This window comes from Chitinolyticbacter albus, from assembly GCF_024437655.1.
GTDB classification, from domain to species: Bacteria; Pseudomonadota; Gammaproteobacteria; order Burkholderiales; family Chitinibacteraceae; genus Chitinolyticbacter; species Chitinolyticbacter albus.
Window position 1 is genome coordinate 1 of sequence record NZ_JANBVF010000070.1, and the last position, 1932, is coordinate 1932.

The window sequence follows — 1932 nt, forward strand, 5'->3', positions numbered from 1 at the left end:
CCGCGCGATCTGAGCCGTGCGCCGGTGTTCCAGGTGATGTTCACCTTGCAGAACACCGGGTTGCCCGAGTTCGTGCTGCCGGGTGTAACGGTAGAGATGCTGCCGCTGCAGGCCGCGTCGGCCAAGTTCGAGCTGACGCTGGTCATGCTTCCGACTGCGGACGGTTACACGGGAAGCTGGGAATTCAATCGCGACCTGTTCGATCCGGCGACCATTGAACGCTTGATGGGCGCTTTTGAAACACTGCTGTCCGCCGCCGTGGCGGAACCGGATCTGCCTGTCGATCGGCTTGCGTTGCTGACGCGCACCGAGCGTACGCAAATCGTGGAAACCTGGAACGACACGGCAACCCCTTTCCGGACGGTGCTGGCACACGAACTGTTCCGCGAAACGGCGCTGCGCATGCCGCAAGGACTGGCCGCACTCGACGGCGCCCACTCGCTGAGCTACGAGGATCTGAACCGGCGCTCAAACCAGTTCGCCCGCCACCTGCAACGCTTTGCTGTTCAACCGCACTCACTCGTCGGTCTGTGCCTGCAGCGTTCGTTGGACGTTGCGGTCGCTGTCCTGGGCGTGTTGAAAGCGGGTGCCGCCTGCGTCCCCATGGACCCGGCCTATCCGTCCGATCGGTTGCGCTTCATGGCGCAAGATGCCCGCGCGCCGGTCATCGTGACGCACCAGGCCTTGCGTCACCGCGTCGGCGATTGCGACGCACATTTCATCTGCATGGACGATTGCGCTGCGGCATGGCAGGAGGACGACAACGACTTCACGGTGCCGCTCAGCCTCGAAGCCCTATGCTATGTGATCTACACCTCGGGCTCGACCGGACTGCCCAAGGGCGTTGCGCTGCCGCATCGCATGCTGAGCAATCTGGTGCAGTGGCAGCTCACCGAATCCGCGCTGCCGCTCGGCGCCCGGACGCTGCAGTTCTCGCCACTGAGCTTTGACGTCAGCTTTGATGAGCTCTTCTCGACCTGGGCCGCCGGCGGTGCGTTGGTCATGGTCGGCGAGGAAACCCGCCGCGATCCGGTGCAACTGCTGGACCTGGTATTGCGTGAACGCATCGCGCGCCTGTTCATCCCCTTCGTGGCGCTGCAAGGCATCGCCGAAGCCGCCAGCCACCTGCCGGCCCTGCCCGATCTGCGCGAGATCGTCTGTGGCGGCGAGCAACTGCAGATTACCGACGAGGTGGTCGCGTTGTACCGCAAGTTGGCCGACGGCCTGCTGCACAACCAGTATGGACCGACGGAAAGCCATTTCGTCACCGGCTACCGCCTGAGCGGCGAGCCCGGCGACTGGCCTCGACTTCCCCCTATCGGCAAGCCGATGTTCAACTCGCAGATGTACGTGCTCGATCGCTATTTCGAGCCGGTGCCGGTTGGCGTGCGCGGCGACCTGTACATCGCCGGGGTCAATCTGGCGCAGGTTTACTGGCAACGCCCGGATCTGACGGCCGAACGTTTCGTGCCCGATCCATTCGGGCCTGCTGGCAGCCGCATGTATCGCACCGGCGATGTGGCTCGCTATCGGCCGGACGGCAATATCGAGTTCCTCGGCCGCTCCGACCACCAGGTGAAGATTCGTGGCTTTCGCATCGAGCTCGCCGAAGTCGAGCAGGCTCTGGTTACGCTGGAAGAGGTCGCGGCCGCCTCGGCCACCGTGCGAGAGGATGCGCGCGGGCTGAAAAAACTGTTCGGTTATATCGTGGCCAAGCCGGGCACCTCGCCGCAGCCTCGCGTGCTACGCGAATGCCTGCTGCAAAAGCTGCCGGACTATATGGTACCCAGCGCGATTGTGATTCTGCCGACTCTGCCACAGACCCCGAGCGGCAAGGTGGATCGCAAGGCACTGCCGATGCCCGACCAAGCCGATCTGGGCATCGAATACCAGGCGCCGGGCACGCCGACCGAGATCGCGCTGGCTGCGATC

The 1932-nt window shown here is 64.2% G+C and carries 1 protein-coding gene; it reads left to right on the forward strand.

The window, feature by feature from the left end:
• Positions 1 to 1932 (forward strand): non-ribosomal peptide synthetase (locus NLI84_RS18810; RefSeq protein ID WP_255992363.1); only part of this gene is annotated, 1932 nt, incomplete at both ends.